The sequence below is a fragment of the Rhodococcus sp. OK302 genome (genome assembly GCF_002245895.1).
Taxonomy (GTDB): Bacteria; Actinomycetota; Actinomycetes; order Mycobacteriales; family Mycobacteriaceae; genus Rhodococcus_F.
The window spans coordinates 597,296-613,064 of the sequence record NZ_NPJZ01000001.1 but is presented as its reverse complement, the minus strand read 5'-3'; the positions used below and the strand labels follow the sequence as shown (position 1 = coordinate 613,064).

13 protein-coding genes and 2 pseudogenes are annotated in these 15,769 nt (G+C 60.8%); 7 read left to right on the top strand and 8 right to left on the bottom strand.

The features are described 5' to 3' along the window. Positions 1-3: 3 nt before the first annotated feature. The 4 genes and pseudogenes from BDB13_RS02785 to BDB13_RS02770 all read right to left on the bottom strand — a co-directional run bounded on the left by BDB13_RS02785 (position 4) and on the right by BDB13_RS02770 (position 4,133). Positions 4-1,322 (bottom strand): annotated as a pseudogene (locus BDB13_RS02785) (bifunctional adenosylcobinamide kinase/adenosylcobinamide-phosphate guanylyltransferase). Further along, positions 1,322-2,110: an ABC transporter ATP-binding protein gene (locus BDB13_RS02780; protein ID WP_094270304.1), complete on the bottom strand. Its 789-nt coding sequence runs from the start codon at positions 2,108-2,110 to the stop codon at positions 1,322-1,324. Before BDB13_RS02780 ends, BDB13_RS02785 begins: the two are co-directional and overlap by 1 nt. Next, positions 2,107-3,141 (bottom strand): FecCD family ABC transporter permease, encoded by a 1,035-nt coding sequence (locus tag BDB13_RS02775; RefSeq protein ID WP_094270303.1) that lies wholly within the window; start codon positions 3,139-3,141, stop codon positions 2,107-2,109. Before BDB13_RS02775 ends, BDB13_RS02780 begins: the two co-directional genes overlap by 4 nt. 8 nt (positions 3,142-3,149) lie before the next feature. Continuing rightward, a complete protein-coding gene (locus tag BDB13_RS02770; RefSeq protein WP_176459512.1) occupies positions 3,150-4,133 on the bottom strand; it encodes an ABC transporter substrate-binding protein in 984 nt (327 codons plus the stop codon). Between the two features lie 294 nt (positions 4,134-4,427). Here BDB13_RS02770 and BDB13_RS32765 point away from each other — a divergent pair. The 3 genes and pseudogenes from BDB13_RS32765 to BDB13_RS02755 all read left to right on the top strand — a co-directional run. Continuing rightward, a pseudogene (locus tag BDB13_RS32765) lies at positions 4,428-4,646 on the top strand (GntR family transcriptional regulator); the annotation flags it as partial. Positions 4,647-4,854: 208 nt separating this feature from the next. After that, on the top strand, positions 4,855-5,724 hold the full coding sequence (locus tag BDB13_RS02760) for an ABC transporter ATP-binding protein (protein WP_094270302.1): 870 nt from the start codon (positions 4,855-4,857) through the stop codon (positions 5,722-5,724). Continuing rightward, positions 5,721-6,731, top strand: a complete 1,011-nt coding sequence (locus tag BDB13_RS02755; RefSeq protein WP_254922681.1) for an ABC transporter permease — start codon at positions 5,721-5,723, stop codon at positions 6,729-6,731. Before BDB13_RS02760 ends, BDB13_RS02755 begins: the two co-directional genes overlap by 4 nt. Positions 6,732-6,734: 3 nt before the next feature. On the opposite strand, the gene BDB13_RS02750 is transcribed toward BDB13_RS02755, so the two are convergent. Beyond that, positions 6,735-7,361, bottom strand: a complete 627-nt coding sequence (locus BDB13_RS02750; RefSeq protein ID WP_094270301.1) for a DUF4232 domain-containing protein — start codon at positions 7,359-7,361, stop codon at positions 6,735-6,737. A 124-nt stretch (positions 7,362-7,485) separates the two neighbouring features. Between BDB13_RS02750 and BDB13_RS02745 the strand changes: the two genes are divergently transcribed. Further along, complete coding sequence (locus BDB13_RS02745; RefSeq protein ID WP_094270300.1) at positions 7,486-8,559, top strand: VIT1/CCC1 transporter family protein; 1,074 nt, start codon at positions 7,486-7,488, stop codon at positions 8,557-8,559. On the opposite strand, the gene BDB13_RS02740 is transcribed toward BDB13_RS02745, so the two are convergent. From BDB13_RS02740 to BDB13_RS02730, 3 genes are all read right to left on the bottom strand, one after another. After that, a complete protein-coding gene (locus BDB13_RS02740) occupies positions 8,560-10,287 on the bottom strand; it encodes an APC family permease (protein ID WP_217902153.1) in 1,728 nt (575 codons plus the stop codon). It lies immediately after the preceding gene. Between the two features lie 231 nt (positions 10,288-10,518). Next, positions 10,519-12,174 carry an FAD-binding dehydrogenase gene (locus tag BDB13_RS02735; protein ID WP_094270298.1) on the bottom strand — a complete coding sequence of 552 codons (1,656 nt, stop codon included), beginning with the start codon at positions 12,172-12,174 and terminating at the stop codon, positions 10,519-10,521. Beyond that, positions 12,171-12,830, bottom strand: coding sequence for a TetR/AcrR family transcriptional regulator (locus BDB13_RS02730; protein ID WP_094274624.1), 660 nt, complete (start codon positions 12,828-12,830; stop codon positions 12,171-12,173). Before BDB13_RS02730 ends, BDB13_RS02735 begins: the two co-directional genes overlap by 4 nt. A 244-nt stretch (positions 12,831-13,074) precedes the next feature. On the opposite strand from BDB13_RS02730, the gene BDB13_RS02725 reads away from it, so the two are divergent. From BDB13_RS02725 to BDB13_RS02715, 3 genes are all read left to right on the top strand, one after another. Further along, positions 13,075-14,178, top strand: a complete 1,104-nt coding sequence (locus BDB13_RS02725; protein WP_094270297.1) for an LLM class flavin-dependent oxidoreductase — start codon at positions 13,075-13,077, stop codon at positions 14,176-14,178. Positions 14,179-14,320: 142 nt separating this feature from the next. Next, positions 14,321-14,863: a hypothetical protein gene (locus tag BDB13_RS02720; RefSeq protein ID WP_254922680.1), complete on the top strand. Its 543-nt coding sequence runs from the start codon at positions 14,321-14,323 to the stop codon at positions 14,861-14,863. A gap of 154 nt (positions 14,864-15,017) precedes the next feature. Then, the gene (locus BDB13_RS02715; RefSeq protein ID WP_141210605.1) at positions 15,018-15,737 is read left to right on the top strand and encodes a hypothetical protein; all 720 of its coding nucleotides are present in this window, start codon (positions 15,018-15,020) and stop codon (positions 15,735-15,737) included. The last annotated feature ends 32 nt before the right edge of the window (positions 15,738-15,769 follow it).

Sequence of the window (15,769 nt, the reverse complement as noted above, 5' to 3'; positions counted from 1 at the left end):
GTGTCAGCGCAGTCGGGTGGGGATGCCCGCAGTCAGAAGAACGACCGACTCGGAGGCGTCGGCGATCCGGGCATTGAGGAGGCCGAGTAGATCGCGGAACATTCTGCCGGACTTGGTTTCCGGAACCACACCACCGCCCACTTCGTTGGTGACGGCAACAATCGGAACCGAGCAAGTTGCCCAAATTTTCAGAAGTTGGTCGATATCGGTGTGGACCGCGCTGGTGTCGCCGCTTGCCCACACGTCATGTCGGTTCATGCGCGCAGTCAACCAGGTGCCCAGGCAATCGAGGAGAATAGGTTCGGTTGCACCGGAAAGTATTTCGCACACATCACTGGTTTCGACTGTCGTCCAGCTAGCCGGCCGCCGCGCGCGATGCGACGCCACCCTGTCGGTCCAGTCGGGATCGTCGTCGTAGGGATCTCCGGTGGCGATGTAGGTGACGTGTTTGTAGGAGGCAAGCAGACTTTCTGCGTAGGTGGACTTGCCCGCGCGGGCGCCACCGGTGATCAGGGTGCGATGCGGTGCCGGCATCCGTAGCTGCAGTACGGCTCCGTCGGGCACTGTCCTTGCGCCGGAATAGCTCAGAGCCTCAGTGAGTTCCGGCAGCGGCGGGTTGTGGTGTCCCAGGTGAACGGCCACGATATCGGTTCGGTCGGTGACGGCGCCGTTATCGCGTAGTGCTGTAACGGTGCGAGCGAAACTGGGCAGGTCGTGGTGCCCGGTGTCGTGGTCGGTTTTGTGGCCGAAGGTTTCTTCGAGGAAGAGGGCGTCGAAGTCCGCTTCTGCAATTGCGGCAATGGTCGACTCGGGAAGTGGACCGGTGTCGGTTGCCCAGAAGATTCGGGTTCCGTCAGTGTCGGTGATGTCGTACAACAACGTCGGCGCCTCGTGTGTCGCAGCCAAAGCGCGAACAACATACTTCTCCAGCGTTATCGACTGCCCGGCAACGAGTGGAATGAAGGTGACCGGGTCGTGGGGGCCCACCCAGTCGCGGCAGAGATCCAGTGCGTCGGCCGGTCCGAGAACCTGGAGTGGTTCGGTTCGAGAGGCCCAAGACCGGAACAGAAGGGCCATCGGGCCCAGGTGATCGGGATGTGAATGGGTCAGCAGAATGTGTGAGACACCGGCGAGGGTTCTGCCGTATCGCGAAGCGGCACGGGGAACTTCGGGTCCGCAGTCCAAAGGATTCGGTTGTCCAACAGTGCTGCGGTATGGCCTCGGACCGAACCATTTTCCAAAGCCCCGGAGCAGGATTCACACGTACAGAACGGGTTCGGCCAGCCATCCGCAGCTCCGGTGCCGAGCATCACCAGTTCCATCAGCGGGCGTTCTTCTGGAGGATCGGTACAACTACGGGCCCGCTCGGTCGATCCAAAACTTCCACGCGGGCGCCGTACACGTCGCCTAAAAGGTCGGCGCGCAGAACCTCGGACGGTGTTCCGTCGGCCACGACTCGGCCTTGATTGAGCAACACGATGCGCTGCCCGTACTGACCGGCGAGAGTGAGATCGTGCATTGCGGCAATCACTGTGATGTTGTCGGACAACCGCATTGCCTCCACCAGGTCGAGGACCTGCTGCTGGTGGCCGATGTCGAGGGCGCTGGTCGGCTCGTCGAGAAGCAGCACCTTGGGCTCCTGGGCGAGTGCGCGGGCCAGAACCACGCGTTGGAGTTCTCCGCCGGACAGTTCGGTTGCGCGGCGATCGGCAAATGCAGTGAGGTCCAGGCGCTCGATGACGTTGTTGATCACAGCGCGATCGGTGGCCGTCTCGGTGCCGAAGCGTCGTAGATACGGCGTACGGCCCAGCGCGACAAGTTCAGTGACCGTTGCGCCTTCCGGTACCACCGGCCGCTGCGGCATCAAGGCGACTACCTGCGACATGGCTTTACGAGAAGAATCGCGAGGGCTGCGACCGGACACGGTGAGCTCACCCGTGGAAACGATCAACCCCGCCAGGGCATGCATCAATGTTGTCTTGCCGGCGCCGTTGGGGCCGACCACGGCTACCCAATCGCCGGGGGAGACATCAAGATCGATGCCGTCGACTACGTCCTTGCCGCCGAGCGCCACTCGTAGGCCTAGGCAATGAACTGCGGGCGTCGTCATGTCGATACCCGGCTGCGGCGTAGGACCAGCAGGAAGAACGGTGCACCGATCATGGCCGTCACGACACCGATCGGGAGTTCAGCGGGCGACATCAAAGTGCGCGCGGCTACGTCGGTGAGGACGAGGAACGCAGCGCCCAGCATCAGGGACAGCGGCAGGAGGAGGCGGTGCGAGGGTCCGGCGACAAGTCGAACTGCATGGGGAACAACAATTCCCACAAAGCCGATCAGGCCGCTGGCGCTGACGACCGCGGCTGTTCCGAGGGTGGCGGCAAGCACCAGAATGAGTCGCGACCGAGCCGGATCCACGCCCAAACTGGCGGCTTCCACGTCGCCGACAGCCATGACGTCGAGCACCCGTCGGTGTACAAGAATGACGGCGGATGCCAGAACGACGTAGGGGATGACAACCAGAACTTCCGACCAGCCGTCCGTCGACAATCCGCCGAGCAGCCACGTATAGACCTCGCGCAGTGAATCGTCGAAGCGTTGCTGCACAAAGGTTTGCACTGCATTGGTGAATGCTGCAACCGCAACACCCGCGAGAATGATGACTACGGCGTTTTGGGCACCGCCGATGCTGCGTCCGAGCGCGTAGGTTGCGAACACTGCAAGCACGCCACCGGCGAAGGCGGCCATGGGAATTCCGAACATGCCCAGCGCGCCGCCGGAGACGATGGCCAGCGTTGCACCCAGACCGGCGCCGCTGGAAACACCGAGTAGATAGGGATCTGCCAACGGGTTTCGGAACACACCTTGGTAGGCGGCTCCGGCCACTGCCAGCATCGCTCCGACCAACGCGCCCAGGACAACTCGGGGAAGTCGGATCTGCCACAGAATGGCCTGCTGTTGAACGGTGAGACCGGAATCGATGTGGACGCCCGGAATGCCGTCGAGCAGTTCGAGAATGACTCGATCAGGAGTCAGACCGGCCGGACCCACCAGAACACCGATCAGCAGTGACGCACACAGAATGAGTGCGGCACCGACAAGAGCGGCGATCCGGTGGTTCGCGAGACCAGCTTTTGTCATCAGGGAACTCAGGCCGTCGGAACCTGCGCCACGATGGCGGCAACAGCCTGGACCTGGTCGGCAACGCGGGGGCCCCAACGGCTGGAAAGGTCCTCGTCGAGCACATGAATCTGATTTCCGGTCACAGCTTTCATGCCGTTCCAACCCGGCCGTGCTGCAACAGCTTCCGCGGTGACCCCGCAGCACTGAGAATCGGCCAGAAAGATCAGGTCAGGATTGGCCTGGACGACGAACTCCGCCGAAAGCTGCGGGTAATCGCCCTGATTGGCCGCGTCGGCGATGCTCTTCATTCCGAACAGACCGTAGATCTTCCCGATAAAGCTGGTACTGGTCACGGTGTAGAGCGAGGAGTCGAGTTCGTGGAAGTAGGTCAGAGGCTGTGGTCGTGTCGGAACGCCGGCAACCGCCGCATCGATCTTGGTGCGCATGTCGCCGACGACATCCGTACCCGCATCCTTGTGGCCCGTCGCCGCCGCGACCAGCTCGATCTGCGAATAGACGTCGTCGATGCTTGTTGCTGCGGGGAGCAAGAGCGTCGGAACCTTGGCCTTCTTCAATCCGGAGACAAGATCGTTCATGTCGTCGGAGGCGATGACCAGATCAGGCGCGTAGCCGAGGATGGCCTCGACGTTGGGCGCGAAGCCCGACAGATCTGTTACGGGAACTCCGGCGGGGTAGTCGGACTGATTGTCGACGGCCTTGACCTGATCGCCGGCGCCGACGGCCCACAGTGTTTCGGTGGCGCTGGGGCTCAGCGACACGATCGACTGCGGACGCGTCTCGATGGTGATGTCGGTGGAACCGGATGCAACCGTCACCGGGAACGATCCGTCGGAGGCTGCCGTCGTCGTGGGGGCGTCGGACGTCGAACTGCTGCAGGCGCTCGCCAACAGTGCTGTGCTCACCGCCAGTGCCGCAAAGATAGATCGGAACGTTCGTGTCGGCCGACTGCTCACAGCCACCCCTCCAGTTGTGTGGAAGAAGGTCGCCATGCGGCGCGGCCGGGAGGCTGGGCTGCACGAGCGTCCTTCGTCCGAGGACCATCGTGTCGCCACGAAGCTGGGTGACCTGACTCGTTCGCCTCGTCAATATCCGGGCGACTTCACAGTTGCGTCGACAGTGCCGGGATTGCACCGGACTTCACAAGCAGCGTGGCACCCCGGAAATCCGGGGCATCTGCACTTTACAGGGGTGCCTGCTCTTGACCGGAAGGGCAAAGGCCTTGACCTGGTGAGCAAAGGTGGGGTAAATATCTATTCCACTAATGAACTAGTGAAAGGGTTCGGATGATCGACTTCCGTATCGACCGCCGATCCGGCATTCCCACCTACGTGCAATTGGTTGTGCAGGTGAAGCAGGCACTCCGTCTCGGCGACCTACAGGTCGGTGACCGACTGCCTACCGCAAAAGACGTAGTGGGTGCGCTCGCGATCAATCCCAACACCGTGCTCAAGGCGTACAAGGAGCTCGAGCGCGACGGGTTGGTCACGCCGAGGCCAGGCTTGGGCACGTTTGTCACCAAGTCCTTGGCCAAGCCCGGGATGGCAGAAAGCGCCGCACTACGTACCGAGTTGTCTCGCTGGGTCTCGGACGCCGTGGCTGCCGGCCTCGAGCGAACAGACATCGAGGCGCTCGTAGCTGTGGAACTCGAACGCGCGTTCACCGAAACAAAGTCATCCGAAACAAAGTCATCCGGAGAGAAGGGGAGGCACCATGACCGAGCAAGAATCTGCGCTCACCATGGCAGACGTGGACAAGCGCTTCGGGCGCAAGAAGGTGCTCGACGCCTGCACCTTCGAGGTGGCGACGGGAAGTATCACGGCACTGGTGGGAGTGAACGGCGCCGGCAAGTCCACCCTGATGAATTTGGCTGTGGGCTTGATGATGCCGGATCACGGCTCGATTTCCGTGCTCGGCGCGGAGCCGAGTCGCGGCGGCATCAGTCCAGGCTTGGCGTATCTGGCGCAGCACAAGCCGCTGTACCCCAAATTCACTGTTGCTGAACTGCTTCGGTTCGGTGCGCACACCAACGATCATTGGGACGCGAAGTATGCGCTCGGTTTGGTAGAGCGGGCCGACGTTCCTCTCGAGGCGAAGGCCAAGAATCTATCGCCGGGCCAACGAACCAGAGTGGCATTGGCTTTGGCGCTCGGACGCCGGCCGAAGCTGCTGCTCCTCGACGAGCCGTTGGCAGATCTGGACCCGGTCGCGCGGCGGTCCGTCGCATCGTCCTTGCTCGAGGATGTTGCCGAGTACGGCACCACCGTATTGCTGTCCTCGCACATCATTTCGGAACTCGCCGACGTCTCGGATCGTCTGCTTCTCCTCGGCGACGGAAATGCTCGACTCTCGGGACCGTTGGATGAATTGGTTTCTGCCCATTATGTATTGGTGGGTGACGGTGATCCGTCGGACGTAGTGGGCGCCGGCAGGGTTGTGCATACCGACAAGGGGCTCCGACGAAATACGCACCTTGTCGAGGGGTGTCGGCCGAGCGCAATGCCAGGTTGGACTGTCGACGACGCAACTCTGGACGACCTAGTGCTCGGGCATCTGAGCGGAGAAGCGAAGGTGTCAGCATGATCTGGGTAACCTGGCGTCACCATCGGACGTCGATCATTGTCTCGCTGGGCATTATGGTTTCGTTGGGAATTCTTGCAGTGCTGTCTGTTACGGCATTGAACGACGACGCCATCATTGACATTGCGACGGCCGTGATTGCAACGATGCTTCCCATGCTCCTGGGAGCACTGGTCGGGGTGACGGTCTTCTCTCGGGATATTGAACAGGGCACCCATGTTTTGGGACTGACCCAATCGGTCAGTCGAGTCCGTTGGTTCTGGGCGAGAGTGCTGGTTGTATTTGTGCCGTTGACCGCTGGTGCGACGCTACTCGGCTTTGCGCTGGAATGGACTCGTAGGCCGCGAGAACACGAAAGTTTTGCATTCGTTAGCGGCCGGGGACAGTTTGTCGACTTGTCGAACCTGACCTACCCGTTCTTTCAATCGAGTGGATTGGCCTTGGGTGCTTACACATTCATGGCGCTGATGCTTGGCGCGGCATGTGCATTGCTGGTGCGCAGTTCGATCGGGGCAGTGGCGCTGACGATGGTCGGAGTAATTGGTGTACTGGTGATGTTTCAATTTTTCGCCCGGCCTCACTACGCGCCGTTGACTGTCGACGCATCGCCCATCATCAACGGGGGAGTTACCTACACGGCTACGGAGGATGACTCGATTCCCGGAGTGAATTGGGAGATCAACCAGGGGTATGTCGATATCCGAGGCAATTCTGTCGACCTTCGCTACGACGAGTGCACGTGGGGAGGATCGGGCGAAGGGAATTCGTACGACCAACGCCCCGAGGAGACGGGTGCCGAGTACACACTCCGCATCGATGAACTGGAGGCGCAACAGGACCGAGGGATGGAGGTGTGTCTACAAGAACAAGGTGTCGACCACTACGAAACCCGATACCATTCCGCCGATCAGTTCCGTCGATTCCAGCTGACGGAAGCGGCTCTGGTACTTGTTCTTTCAGGCGTCTTCATGATTCCCGCACTTTGGGGACTACGACGCCTGAAGCCGTAAAGATCAGCTGGTGACCGGTGCGACGCTCAGTTGGTTGATGTTTGCGCCGGTCATCGAGCAGGCTTTGGTGGGATAGGGAACAAAGACGGAATCGTAGCTGTTAGGCGGATAGACCTGCAGCCCCGCAACTTCGGTGACGCCGCACTGATCGGCCGGGTAGTTCTCGACGTTGGTGGCGCGAACCATCGCGGTTCCGGCAGATCCGGGAGCAAGTGAGACAACCGAACCGGAGCCGGATCGGGTCGCGGGCGCGCCCACCGGATTACCGGAGGCGACCGTGACATACGAGACGCCGGGGAAACCGTCGAGGTTGCAGGTTCGTGAACTTGTATTGGTGAAGACCAAGGGGAGTTCGGTGGAGCCTGCCGCGCCGCCCGCCTGGCCGAGGGTCACGGTCAGTTCTCCGACGGTGCAGTTCTGAGGATTCGGGACCATAGTCATGGTGGTCTGGGAGTGCTCAGCATGGGATGTCGGTGCCGGCGCCGCGGAGGTTGGCAGCGCCGAGGTGGTTGTGGGAACTGAGGAACTTGCCGCGGTATCGGAACTGTCGGATCCGCAACCACTGACGAGGGCCAATGTCGCCAGCGGTGCCGCGAACAGGACGATCCGACGTGTTTGTGTTGGACTCATAGGGTTCGCTCCTCCGGACAACCGATACGTGCGTCCGGTATATCCGAATTAAGTCTGGGATGTGCGGGAATGCGGTAACTATGCCGGCACAAGAACTACGCCCGCCGAGCACGAAGGAGATTCGATGTCGCCGATTCCGGATGCACGGCCCGATCCCCAGCCTCGCGACATCAAGCGGTGGCGCCGGTATCTGGCGGATGAGCAGGCCGAGGCAGCTGTCTACCGAGACCTTGCCGGACGACGGACCGGCGAGGAGCGCGAGATCCTGCTTGCCTTGGCCGAAGCGGAAGGCCGGCATGAGGCCCATTGGCGAGCCCTCCTCGGCGATCACGTGGGCAAGCCGATGCGAGGTGATATCCGCACTCGCATCCTCGGCTTCCTGGCGAGGCGATTCGGCTCGGTTTTTGTTCTTGCCCTTGCCCAACGCGCCGAGACACGGTCGCCCTACCCACATGATGCCGACGCCACCGCGTCGATGGGCGCCGACGAAAAGATCCATGAAGAAGTAGTGCGGGCCCTGGCCACACGTGGCCGCAACAGACTCTCGGGAACCTTCCGAGCCGCGGTCTTCGGGGCAAACGACGGACTGGTCAGCAACTTGGCTTTGGTCCTCGGTATCAGTGGCAGCGGTGTCTCCAACCAGATCGTGCTACTCACCGGCATGGCCGGACTCCTGGCCGGTGCATTGTCGATGGGAGCGGGTGAGTACGTTTCGGTGCGCTCGCAACGTGAATTACTCGAAGCCTCCACGCCGGGAGCGGCAGCAAGAGACGCCGTCGGACTCCTCGACGTCGACGCCAACGAACTGGCGCTGGTGTATCGGGCTCGCGGTATGACGGAAGAGGAAGCTGAAGTTCGCGCCGCAGAGGCATTGAAGTACAACAACTTCGGTTCTACGGATGTCGAGGACACCCATGAGGCGGTCGGTACCGGCATCGGCGCAGCGCTAGCCAGTTTCTGCTTCTTCGCTTCCGGCGCAATCATTCCGGTGCTGCCGTACCTGTTCGGTTTGGAAGGCATGACCGCACTCATTGTGGCCTCCGTTCTGGTCGGCATTGCCCTGCTGGGCACCGGTGTGGTGGTCGGATTGCTTTCCGGTGGTCCGCCTTTCAAGCGTGCGCTTCGGCAACTTGCCATCGGTTTCGGCGCGGCCGGCGCAACGTATCTGCTGGGCATGCTGTTCGGGACTTCTCTGTAGCTAGGCGCGCAATGCAGGATCGCGGAACGCCGGATCGATCCGAACCGGCACCTGGCAGACCACGGCATCGGTGTGCTTGCGCAATGCGTCGGCAACCTCGTCGGTGCGTTGGCGCGGAAGGAATCGGTGCCACGGCGTTGCGGGGTCGAGAGTGGCGATCACGGCAAACGTCTCCCGGTGGGGGAAGTGCGCTCGAATGTACCGGGACAGTGAGAGTCCCACCGAGTTCTCGGTGTCCTCGATGATGATCAATCGCGAATTCGGGTACTTCGCATTCCATCTCCGAGCGAACTCGGCCGTCGACTCGTGCTCCATGCAGACGCGGATGGCAATCGGTTGCGACGACATGGCGTACCCAGCATCCATGGCGCGGGACGAGAGCGTCGTCAATCCGGATACCGGAACGAGGACGGCCGGCTTGTATCCGATTGCCGGAGAAGCGCTCTTGTCTGCGCTGACGGTCAGACGTTCCCCGATGTGCTGGTACGCGCCGCGTACACGTTCCATACCCAACACGAGTATCGGTAACGCGAGCGCGATCAGCCAGGCGCCTTCGGTGAACTTCATAGCGGTGGTTACCACCGCTGCGATCGCGGTCAACGCAGCGCCGAAACCGTTGAGGGCCAAGCGCCATTTCCAGCCCCGGGTCCGCAGGGTCAGCCAGTGCCTCACCATGCCGTACTGGGCGAGGGTGAAACCGATGAAAACGCCGATCGCAAACAGGGGGACAAGGGTGTTCATCTTGCCGGCGGATCCGATCAGGAGCAGAGCCGCAGCACCGCCCAAGGCCAACACTCCGTACGTGAAGACGTCCCGCGTCGACTTTCGACTGAAGCGGTGTGGAAGAACATTGTCGTCGGCGAGGATTCGCATCAGGTTGGGTAGTCCGCCGTAGGAAGTGTTCGCAGCAAGAGCCAACAGCACTACGGTCGAGAACTGGACGACGTAGTAGCCGACGCCATTTCCGAGAGCGGCGGATGTGAGCTGGGACAGGACTGTCGTTCCGGACACCGGAGCCAAGGCAAATTTTTCGATCAGCACTGCGAGTCCGATCAGCATGGTGCCCAACAGGACTCCTAATGCGACCTCGGCGCGCTGGGCTGTGCGCACTCGCGGCTTCTTGAAGCTCGGTACGGCATTGGCAATGGCCTCGACGCCGGTCAATGCGGCGCAACCACTCGAAAACGCTTTGAGGAGTAGAAGAACCCCGATCGTGTGCGCATTATCGACGAGGAACGGCGCCGACACAGTGGCTGCCGGTTCATCTCGAAACAGTCCCGCGATGATCACGGTGAAGATGCTGACCACAAAGATGGCGGTGGGCAGCATGAAGGCTCGCGCCGAATCGGCGATACCGCGCAGATTCAACGCCGTGATGCCGCCGAGAATCACCAGTGCGATCCACACCGTATACGGCAACAGAACCGGGAAAGCCGACGTCAGTGCCGCCACTCCGGCAGCGATCGACACCGCGACATTGAGTGTGTAATCGATGATCAACGACGCGGCAGCGGTCAGACTGGCCCGCTTGCTCAGGTGTTTCCGGGCGACGGCGTAGGCGCCACCGCCTTCCGGAAAAGCAGCAATGACCTGGCGATACGACGCCACCAAGACCGCGAGCAGTACCGCGATGGCAATAGTTACCGGAAGGGTGAACCCGAGTCCGGCCCCGCCGGCCAGCGCCAGCACCAACACGATGGCCTCGGGACCGTACGATACCGAGGCCATCGCGTCGAGCGAAAGCCCTGCCAAACCTGTAGCCACCGAGAGCTTTTGACGCTCGCGGAGACTTCGCTTCGCTGCGCGCGGGGCCCGTTGGCGAAGCGCGTTGGCCTGGCCGATCATCACTGCATGTCTCACCGAACAAGTATCCGGACCGATCCGGAGCATCAGGTGCCTTGTTGACGAGATTTTGACGGCGCCAAACCTTAAGTTGACGCCGCCAGTACACCTGGCTCGCTACAGGTCTCGCGCCAACGCTCGGCCTGCTGCTCGGCCGGAGAAGATGCAGCCGCCGAGGAATGTTCCTTCCAGGGCGCTGTACCCGTGTACTCCGCCGCCGCCGAATCCGGCGACCTCACCGGCCGCATACAGTCCGTCGAATACGCTGCCGTCAGCCTTGATGACCTGCGAGTCGAGATTGGTCTCCAGGCCGCCGAGGGTCTTGCGAGTGAGTAGATGTAGACGGACTGCGATCAGTGGACCGCTTTTGGCGTCGAGGATCTTGTGCGGTGCGACGACGCGCACGATCTTGTCGGCCAGCAGATTGCGGGCACCATGGATCGCGGTGATTTGGAAGTCTTTGCTGTACTTGTTATCGACCTCACGATCGCGGGCGATCATTTCACGTTCGATGTCCTCGAAGTCGAGGAGCGGCTCGTCGGTGAGTGCGTTCATACCGTCCACAAGATCGCGAAGGTTGTTGCGAACCACGAAGTCTGCGCCCTTCTGCTTGAATGCTTCGACTGGGCCGGGTGCACCCTTCTTGATGCGTTCGAGCAGGAGTTTGAAATCGCGATTGGTGAAGTCGGGGTTCTGTTCCGAACCGGACAGTGCAAATTCCTTCTCGATGATCTTCTGATCGAGGATGAACCACGTGTACTCGTGACCACTGTCGAGGATGTACTTGAAGGTCCCCATCGTGTCGAAACCGGGGAAGTTGGGTACCGGCAAGCGTTTTCCGGTGGCGTCGAACCACATTGACGACGGGCCGGGGATGATGCGGATGCCGTGGTTGGGCCAGATGGGATTCCAGTTCTGGATTCCTTCTGTGTAGTGCCACATGCGGTCGCGGTTGACGATGTTGCCGCCGGCGGATTCGGTGATCTCGAGCATGCGTCCGTCGACGTGTGCCGGCACGCCGGTCAGCATGTGCTCCGGTGCCTTACCCAGTCGCTCCGGCCAGTTCTTCTTCACCAGTTCGTAATTGCCGCCGATGCCGCCGGAGGTGACCACAACGGCCTGCGCGGAGAATTCGAATTCCCCGATTGGTGTGCGGGAGCTTTCGACTCCCCGAATAGTGTTGGAGGGCTCGAGGACAGTGCCGCGAACTCCGGTGACTGCACCGTCGGTGAGTACGAGTTGATCGACCTGGTGGCGGTGCTTGAACGTGACCAGTCCGCGTTTCTGCGCCGCGATCACCTTGTTGAGAAATACGTCGACGACACCGGGGCCGGTTCCCCAGGTGAGGTGGAATCGGGGAACTGAGTTACCGTGACCGAGAGCCATGCCGCGGCCGCGTTCAGCCCAGCCGACGTTCGGCATCAAGCGAAGTCCCAAGTCGTGCAGGTACTCTCGCTTTTCGCCCGCCGCGAACTCGACGTACGCCTTGGCCCATTGCCGAGGCCAGTGGTCTTCGCGGTCGCGGTCGAATGCGGCCGTGCCCATCCAGTCCTGCATGGCCAGATCCAGCGAATCCTTGATGCCGAGTCGGCGTTGTTCGGGGCTGTTGACGAGGAAAAGTCCGCCCAGTGACCAGAAAGCCTGAGCGCCGAGGTTGGCCGCGTTTTCTTGTTCTACGACAAGCACTTTGCGTCCCGCGCGCGTCAGTTCGTAGGTGGCGACCAGGCCCGCAAGCCCGGCTCCGACAACGATGACGTCAGCATGTTCGCTCACAGCAACTCCTCTTCTGGCTGGTTGGATTCCATTGATACGCTGTAGGACAGCAGGATTCGAGTGAAAATATCGCGGCGCAGCGCAAATGCTGCACCGGTGTCCGTGTCGACGAGGCACTGCACGCTGGTGCCGTCATGGATTGCTACCAGGGCCCGTCCGAGTGCCGTGGGATCACCGACTACTTTTCGTCCGATATCGCTCAGTGCTGATTCGACGATTGGCAGCAAGGTTTGCAGGATCGCGTCTTCGCGGTCGGCTAACGCGGTTCGGAGCGCGTCGTTGCGAAGTGCGTGAGCCGTGAATTCTGCGTTGATCCGATACCACTGTGGGTCGACGGGGACTACCGCGACGATCCGCGCGACGGCGGAAGTTATGTCGAGTGGGCTGGCAGTGATTGCCGCGCTCGCCTTTTTCAGATCTGCCAGCATTGCTGCGGATCGCTGCTCCCACATGGCAAAGAACAGTTCGTCCAGGGAACCGAAGTTGGAGTAGAAGGCCCCTCGTGAGTACCCGCCTCGCTCGCAGATCTGCTCGACGGTCGCGCGTCCGAACCCTTCGTCGGCAAAGACCTCGGCCGCTGCGTCGAGGAGCCGCTGGCGCGTCTGACCTCTACGTTTGGTGACGCGTTTTGGCGGTAAGGCAGCCACATCGCTCATCGGTACCTCCGGTTCGGTGGGTTTCACAAACGATACACAGATGTATCCGATGCAGCGGCGTATTCGAAAATATTCTCTTGACAGGGATTTCTAACGATTTCTTGTGAATAGACAAGATTCATGAATATTTACCGGTTCACGGATGCGTGATCTAAGAATCTCCGTGATTTCAACCCTGACCGGGCGTGTGTCCGGGCACTGTAATGGAAACCTCTGCTTACTGGCGTCGAAAAAAGGAACTGCCGTGTCTCTGCGTTTCCACTGGTATCTGCCCACCTACGGCGATTCTCGCAACCTGATGGCAGGCGGGCACGGAAGTTCGATGTCAGGGGACCGTCCGGCGACGCTGAAGTACTTGAACCAGATCGGAGCTGCAGCAGAAGCCAACGGATTCGAAGCCGTCCTGACTCCGACCGGAGCGTGGTGCGAGGATGCCTGGTTGACGACGGCGATGATGGTGGACACCACCGAAACCCTCAAGTTCCTCGTTGCGCTTCGGCCAGGTTTGCTGAGTCCGACGTTGGCGGCTCAAATGGCGGCGACGTTCCAGTGGCAATCCGGCGGACGACTATTTCTGAATGTCGTAACCGGTGGCGAAGACTACGAGCAGCGAACATTCGGAGACTTTCTGGACAAGAACCAGCGGTATGCGCGCTGCGGCGAATTTCTCGACGTGATTCGGCAGTTGTGGGCCGGGAACGGTCCCGTGGATTTCTCGGGAGAGTACGTCAGTGTGGAAAATGCTGCCTTGCATCGGATTCCGGATCCCGTGCCGCCGATCTTCTTCGGGGGTTCGTCACCCGCTGCGGGCACCGTCGCGTCACGTTTTGCCGATACGTATCTCACCTGGGGTGAAACCCCGTCTGCAGTTGCCTCCAAGATCGCCTGGATCAGGGACCTGGCTGAGATTCAGGGGCGAAGTCTGGACTACGGAATTCGTCTGCACATCATCAGCCGTGACACATCGGAGGAGGCGTGGGCGGAGGCCGATCGTCTGCTGAGTGCCTTGGATCCGGCGACAGTCGAACTGGCGCAGGCGAATCTCGCTCGATCAGGTTCGGAAGGGCAGCGTCGGATGCTCGAACTACACGGCAACGGAAGCGCTTACAAGGTAGGCATCGGTGCGCGCTCGTTGGAGATCGCGCCGAACCTTTGGACCGGTGTCGGTTTGGTGCGCGGAGGCGCCGGAACCGCGCTGGTCGGTTCGCATCAAGAGGTTGCCGATCGGATCGCCGAGTACGCGGCAATCGGCCTGGATCACTTTATTCTGTCGGGTTATCCGCATCTCGAGGAGACGTACCAGTTCGGTGAAGGTGTCCGGCCGATCCTGGCGAGGCGCGGTCTCTAGGGAGATCCACAGCGGGACTATGGTCCTGAGTTCACGAGCCTTGGTCCCATTTGTACGTGTTGCCCGAATTGGACGCTCGTCTGGTTTTACACTTCGCAGGTTATTGCGGCTGAGTGTCGCGGAACCAACGAGAGGGTCGTCAATGCAGGTAGAGGGCAAGTTTGCAATTCGTCGCGTAGTGGGCGCTGTGGCTGTCGCTGCCGCAACTGTCGGCGGCGCAGCACTGATCAGCCCGGCAATCGCGTCGGCCGCTGTCACGGCGCCCGATGTGACCTTCTCGGTCGTCGACAACGATATGAAATTGACGGTTGTCAACAACAACACCAACACCGGGTTGACGTCGCCGCGGTGCCAGGCGCTTGTCGTCAATGCGGTCGAAGCAACAAATATTGTCAACGATCCAACCAAGTTGCTTGACCCGAGTATTGTTGTCTACCCCCAGGTTACGGATCTCCAGTCGCTGTTCGGTGTTGTCGCGGGCGAGACCAAGACTGTGGATGTGGACAATATTCCTGACGGAACGTATGCCGTGATCGGTGGATGCGTCGACCCGACGGTTCTTCCCCTCAAGCCGGCCTTCGGTGTGCCCAAGCTGGTCACGATCGGTGGCACCGGAAGCCTCAGTGGTGGAAGCCTTGATGGCATCGACATCATGGGACTGCTGTCGGGCATCCTCGGCAAGTGAAAGTCAGTGACTAGGTAGTTTTCTTCAGCTGCGTCGGACTCGGGTGACAATTCCCCCGAGTCCGGCGCAGTTGGCTTTTCCACCACACGTTTTCCGACTGAGCGGTCTATTGTTCTGGAAGTTCTAGTTGACCGAGTTGTCCGGAGGTACGGAAATGCGTAGTCGTAGGTTCAAGCGTGTGCTCGGAGGAGTTGCTGTCAGCTCGGCAGCAACTATCGGATTGACCTTCGCCGGAACTACGTCGGCGGTGGCAGCGCCACTCGCGCCGCCGTTGGAGGTGAGTGTGGCAGACAACGACATCACGTTCACGCTCAAGAACCCGAATCCGCGGTTCAGTTTCATCAACTGCACGCCCGCAATCGTCGAGATCGGGAAGCTACCCGGAATCATCAATGACCCATTGTCGATACTGACACCGGGTGTTCTCGAATATCCGCGGGTCGAAAATCCCTTGGACCTGTTCGGAGTTTCTCCGCAGGGAACCCTTACCGAGACAGTGACTGTGTCGCCGGGCATCTACGGTGTCGTCGGTGCTTGTGTGTCGATCATCGATCTCGCTGCCGGCCTTATCAGTGGCAACATCCCGATTCCGACAATCAGCTTGCCGGAGGTCGTCTTGGTGGGTAGTCCACTGGGCAGTCTCGGTAGCAGCGGAAGTGTGGGCAGCAGTGACGGCGGCGCTGGAAGCGTCTCCGGTTCACTCGAGGGCCTGGGATTCGAAACCCTCAACGATGTGATCGCAGAAGTGCTCCGGATCCAGGCGGGCATCCAGGCAGGAAGCAGTGAACTCGGCAGCAGCAACAGCGGCAGCCTGGGAAGTCTCACGGGCAGTCTGAGTAACGGAAGCAGCAGTACGGGAAGCGCCGGTTCCTAGTTTTCTAGGACACGCCCTAGAGAGCGACATAT

What these genes read in the sequence shown, in the direction of transcription:
- BDB13_RS02730 (WP_094274624.1), bottom strand. Translation starts at nt 12,830, where the DNA reads ATGAGCGATGTGGCTGCCTTACCGCCAAAACGCGTCACCAAACGTAGA.
- BDB13_RS02760 (WP_094270302.1), top strand. Translation starts at nt 4,855, where the DNA reads ATGACCGAGCAAGAATCTGCGCTCACCATGGCAGACGTGGACAAGCGC.
- BDB13_RS02780 (WP_094270304.1), bottom strand. Translation starts at nt 2,110, where the DNA reads ATGACGACGCCCGCAGTTCATTGCCTAGGCCTACGAGTGGCGCTCGGC.
- BDB13_RS02750 (WP_094270301.1), bottom strand. Translation starts at nt 7,361, where the DNA reads ATGAGTCCAACACAAACACGTCGGATCGTCCTGTTCGCGGCACCGCTG.
- BDB13_RS02740 (WP_217902153.1), bottom strand. Translation starts at nt 10,287, where the DNA reads ATGGCCTCGGTATCGTACGGTCCCGAGGCCATCGTGTTGGTGCTGGCG.
- BDB13_RS02755 (WP_254922681.1), top strand. Translation starts at nt 5,721, where the DNA reads ATGATCTGGGTAACCTGGCGTCACCATCGGACGTCGATCATTGTCTCG.
- BDB13_RS02775 (WP_094270303.1), bottom strand. Translation starts at nt 3,141, where the DNA reads ATGACAAAAGCTGGTCTCGCGAACCACCGGATCGCCGCTCTTGTCGGT.
- BDB13_RS02745 (WP_094270300.1), top strand. Translation starts at nt 7,486, where the DNA reads ATGTCGCCGATTCCGGATGCACGGCCCGATCCCCAGCCTCGCGACATC.
- BDB13_RS02770 (WP_176459512.1), bottom strand. Translation starts at nt 4,133, where the DNA reads ATGGCGACCTTCTTCCACACAACTGGAGGGGTGGCTGTGAGCAGTCGG.
- BDB13_RS02720 (WP_254922680.1), top strand. Translation starts at nt 14,321, where the DNA reads ATGCAGGTAGAGGGCAAGTTTGCAATTCGTCGCGTAGTGGGCGCTGTG.
- BDB13_RS02715 (WP_141210605.1), top strand. Translation starts at nt 15,018, where the DNA reads ATGCGTAGTCGTAGGTTCAAGCGTGTGCTCGGAGGAGTTGCTGTCAGC.